This is a genomic window from Micromonospora sp. D75 (assembly GCF_018070405.1).
GTDB lineage: Bacteria > Actinomycetota > Actinomycetes > Mycobacteriales > Micromonosporaceae > Micromonospora > Micromonospora chalcea.
In genome coordinates this window covers 1-4,625 of record NZ_JAGPXV010000495.1, presented here as the reverse complement: position 1 = coordinate 4,625, position 4,625 = coordinate 1, and the positions used below count along the sequence as shown (strand labels likewise).

The window sequence follows — 4,625 nt, the reverse complement described above, 5'->3', positions numbered from 1 at the left end:
GGAGTACGGCGTGAAGCTCGTCCGCGACACCTGGCTGATCTTCCAGCAGGAGGCCGGCCTGATGGTGCGCAACCCGGTGATGGTGGCGTTCAGCCTGGCCCAGCCGATCACCTACCTGATCCTCTTCGCGCCGTTCCTCAAGGTGGTGATGGTCGACCGGGGCGCCTCGACCTACGCCGACGCGTACCGCATCTACGTACCCGGCCTGTTCGTGGCGATGGGCCTGTTCGGCGGCCTGTTCGCCGGTTACGGGCTGCTCAGCGCGCTGCGCGCGGGCATCATCGACAGGTGCCGGGTGACGCCGGTGAGCCGGACCGGCCTGCTGCTGGGCCGGGCGCTGATGCACGTGTGCCTCAACGTGGTGCAGGCCATGGTGGTCACGCTCGTGGCGCTGCCGTTCGGCCTGCGGGTGCACCTGGCGAACCTGCTGGTGTCGTACGCGCTGCTGTCGGTGATGGTGCTGCTGAGCACCTCGATCTCGTACGACATCGCGTTGCTGGTCCGCAACGAGAACAGCCTCGGCGTGCTGGTGAACACCGTCGGGCAGCCGGTGTCGCTGCTGGCCGGCGTGCTCATCCCGCTCGTGCTGGCGCCGATGTGGATCCAGCGGGTCGCGGTGTGGAATCCGTTCGCCTGGGCCACCGACGGCATGCGGGCGCTGTTCGCCGGCCAGATCACCCAGAGCGTGGTCTGGCAGGGCGCGCTCATCATGTCCGGGCTGGCCGCGGCGAGCCTGTTCTGGTCGTCGCGGCTGTTCAACCGCGACGTCTCCTGACCGAGCGTACATCGAGCATTGTCTCAGCGTGGCGGGCGCTCTAGCCTGATCGTGTCCCCGCCCGGCGGCCGGTACGCCGCCGGCGCGGCCGTGACGTGTGTCAGCTGAGGAGGCGACTCGTTTGGGTGCCGACAACTTCCGCGCGACGCTGGCGGCCGACATGGAGCTGGGCGCGGGCAACGTGCTGCTCCGGCTGGCCGAGCACGGCGCCGACATGGACATGCCCCGGGTGACGTTCGACGTCGACGTCGACGGCATCCCCGCCTGGACGCCGCTGTCGCTCGCCACCCTGACCGAGCGGGTCGCGGCGCGGGCGGCGTGGTTCCGGGCGCGCGGCGTCCGCCGGGCCGACCCGATCGCGGTGTACGTGACCTCGGCGCCGGACGTGTTCCTCAACTTCCTGGCGCTGACCTGGCTCGGCGCGATCCCGGCGCTGATGAACGGCAACATGCCGATCGAGCTGGCGGCCGAGTTCGTGCGGCGGCTGCGCGCCGCCGGGGTGGTGGTCGACGCCGACCACGCCGCCCTGGCCGGGCACGACCTCGGCGCGCCGGTCCTCGGCGACGCGGCGCAGACCGGCGCGGGCGACCCGGCGCAGGCCCCGCCGCACCACCGGCACCACCCGCAGGACCCGGTGGTCATCACCCACTCCTCGGGCACCACCCGGGTGCCGGCGGCGATCGTCCACTCGCACCACGGCCTGTTCGCCGCGATCCGCGCGGTCCGGCTCACCGAGTCCCGGCCGTACGGCGAGGTGCGGGAGATGTCCGCGCTGCCGGCCGCGCACGCCGCCGGCATCATCACGCTCAACCAGGCGCTCTGCAACGGCTACCAGCTGCTGTGCCTGTCCGCGCAGGGCGGCCCGTTCGCGCGCAGCGCCGAGACGATCCTCTCCGCGATCGAACGGTGGCGCCCCACCGGCGTCTTCGGCTTCGCGGTGACCTGGTCCGAGCTGGCCCGGGTCGACCTCACCACCCGCGACCTCAGCTCGGTGCGCAACTGGTTCAACACCGGAGACTGCGCGCACGAGTCGCACGTACGCCGGCTGGTCGCGGTCGGCAGCCATCCCACGTACACCCGCGACGGCATGGTGGACGCCCCCGGCTCGAAGTTCGTCGACATGCTCGGCTCCACCGAGATGGGGCACGGCGCGTTCCGGATCACCCACCGGCTGGGCAGCGACCGGTACGACCGCTGTGTCGGCAAGCCGTACCCGTTCGCCGAGATCGTGCTGCTCGACGTGGAGACCGGTGAGGAGGTAGCGCCGGGGCAGGTGGGGCACGTCGGCCTGAAGTCGCCGACGCTGGCGCTCGGGTACTGGAACGACTCGGTCACCACGTACCGCACCCGGCTGGGCGGTTACTACCTCACCGGCGACCTGATGTACCGCGACGAGGCCGGCGACTACCACCACGTCGACCGGGCCAGCGACGCGGTCGACCTGGGCGGCGGGACCTGGCTGTACACCGCGCTGTCCGAGGAGCGCGTCCTGCGGCACTGCCCGGACGTCCGTGACTGCACTGTGGTCGCGGCGGCGGCCGAGGACGGCACGACCGTCACCGACGTGCTGCTCCTGCTCGCCGAGGACGCGGATCCGGCGCGTGACCGCACCGACCGGGTCCGGGCCGCGCTGGGCCCCGCGGTGGCCGCGACGCTGCGCCGGGTGGTGACCATCCCGGACGACGACGTGGTCATGGGACCCACCGGCAAGGTCCGCAAGTTCCTGATGCGACAGCGCCTGCTCGCCGGCGCCGCGGCGCCCGGCGCCGGCTGAGCGGGGGAGATCGACACCTGGCGCGGCCGTGCCAGAATCTGGCCGTGTCCTACCTCCCCTCGCAGCCGTACCCGCCGATGCACGGCGTCGTCCCGCTGATCGCCTACCCGCACCCGATCGCCCCGCCGCCGGGCTGCGGAGTGCTCGTGGTCTCGGTGAACCGGGGGCCGTACATGATTCCCGCGCCGGTCACCAGCCGCTTCAAGATCGACCGCCAGGTGGTCGCGATCCCGGGCGAGGGCACGTGGCACGTCGCCGTCCCGGCCGGCGGGCACGACGTCCGCTACACCGACTTCATGGGCGTCCCGCTGATGACCACGTCGCTCATGGTCCAGCCGGGAGCCGCCCACCACCTGGTGTTCCGCTTCGGCGGTTGGCGCAACCGGGTGCACGACGGGTACGGCACCGACGTGACGCGGTTCGGCCTGTGGTCGAACTACTCGGTCGCCCTCGTCACGCTCGTCGTCGGCGGGCTGGCCTGCTGCGGCGTGTTCGGGGTGATGCTGGGCTCGACCGGGTAGCGGTGCCCGGCGCGGGCCCGGCCTTGATCCGGAAAGCCGCCGAAACTTCCGGTCACCATCGCTTACTCGGCTCGTTCAAGAGACCTCCGGCAGGGCTGCGACAGCCTCACCCGGCAGCGCTAAGCCCTATTTGTGCTACTTCGGGTTTCCACAACATTTCCGGAACTTGTTGACACGGAGAAATGAGCCTCCAATACTGTGGCCATCGGCGTATCTCGATTGACGTCGATGTCCGTCCACCGCCGTGGCGCGCAGTCGCCCGTCCCGCCGTCCACCAGCGGACGGCCACATGCGGCTCGTGCCACCCGGCTGGCCGCGCCAGCCGGTCACAGGGAGGAAACCCGTCCATGAACGACGCCCCCGTCCGCACGGGCAACCGCAGGCGCGGACGCCTCCGGATGCTCTTCGGCGGCGCCTGTGCCGTGGCGCTGATCGCCGCCGGGACGACGGCGGTCACGTCCGGCCCGGCCTACGCCGACACCACCGTCACGTCGAACTCGACCGGCACCAACAACGGCTACTTCTATTCCTTCTGGAAAGACAGTGGCAACGTCTCCATGACCATGGGCAACGGTGGTCAGTACAGCACCCAGTGGAGCAACATCAACAACTTCGTCGCCGGCAAGGGCTGGAACCCGGGCGGCCGCCGCACGGTCAGCTACTCCGGCAGCTTCAACCCGTCCGGCAACGCGTACCTGACGCTCTACGGGTGGACCCGCAACCCGCTCGTCGAGTACTACATCGTCGACAGCTGGGGCAGCTGGCGCCCGCCGGGCAGCGGCTACATGGGCTCGGTGTCCTCCGACGGCGGCACGTACGACATCTACCGCACCCAGCGGGTCAACGCCCCCTCGATCGAGGGCACGCGGACGTTCTACCAGTACTGGAGCGTCCGGCAGTCGAAGCGCGTGGGCGGCACCATCACCGCCGGCAACCACTTCGACGCCTGGTCCCGCTACGGCATGAACCTCGGTTCGCACGACTACCAGATCCTCGCCACCGAGGGCTACCAGAGCAGCGGCAACTCCAACATCACGATCGGCGGGACCAGCGGTAACCCGACCACCCCGCCGCCGAACAACGGCGGCTGCACGGTCAGCGTCAGCCGGGCCGAGGAGTGGGGCGACCGGTTCAACGTGACCTTCTCGGTCAGCGGCACCAGCAACTGGGTCGTCAGCATCCAGACCCAGGGCGGCCAGAGCCTGCAGAACAGCTGGAACGCCTCGGTCAGCGGCACCAGCGGCACGCTCACCGCGCGTCCCAACGGCAACGGCAACAACTTCGGCATCACGCTCTACAAGAACGGCAACAGCAACACGCCCACCGCGAGTTGCTCAGCCGCCTGAACCCTCTTCCGGGGAGGGGGTGCCACGCCAGGCGCGGCACCCCCGTTTTCGTGTGCGCGGACGGCCGCGGTGGCGGCCGACACACCTGGGCAGAAACTTGATTCATTCCAAAAGACCGGGCTAAGGTCGTCGCATGACGGCCGACTTCGAGACGCAGCTCCGGGCGGTCTCGTTGCGGGTGACCCGGCCCCGGCTGGCGGTGCTCGCCG

4 protein-coding genes and 1 pseudogene are annotated in these 4,625 nt (G+C 70.5%); all 5 read left to right on the top strand.

What is annotated here, in order from left to right; translation table 11 throughout:
- A partial coding sequence (locus KBX39_RS23990) for an ABC transporter permease (protein ID WP_247660515.1) occupies positions 1 to 775 on the top strand: 775 nt, incomplete at its 5' end.
- A 160-nt stretch (positions 776 to 935) separates the two neighbouring features.
- Positions 936 to 2,549: a class I adenylate-forming enzyme family protein gene (locus KBX39_RS23985; RefSeq protein ID WP_069088671.1), complete on the top strand. Its 1,614-nt coding sequence runs from the start codon at positions 936 to 938 to the stop codon at positions 2,547 to 2,549.
- A gap of 44 nt (positions 2,550 to 2,593) precedes the next feature.
- Positions 2,594 to 3,070, top strand: a complete 477-nt coding sequence (locus tag KBX39_RS23980; RefSeq protein WP_069088428.1) for a hypothetical protein — start codon at positions 2,594 to 2,596, stop codon at positions 3,068 to 3,070.
- Positions 3,071 to 3,417: 347 nt separating this feature from the next.
- Entirely contained in the window at positions 3,418 to 4,416 is a 999-nt protein-coding gene (locus tag KBX39_RS23975; protein WP_064445607.1) for a glycoside hydrolase family 11 protein, read from the top strand.
- A gap of 133 nt (positions 4,417 to 4,549) precedes the next feature.
- A pseudogene (locus tag KBX39_RS23970) lies at positions 4,550 to 4,625 on the top strand (transcriptional repressor); the annotation flags it as partial.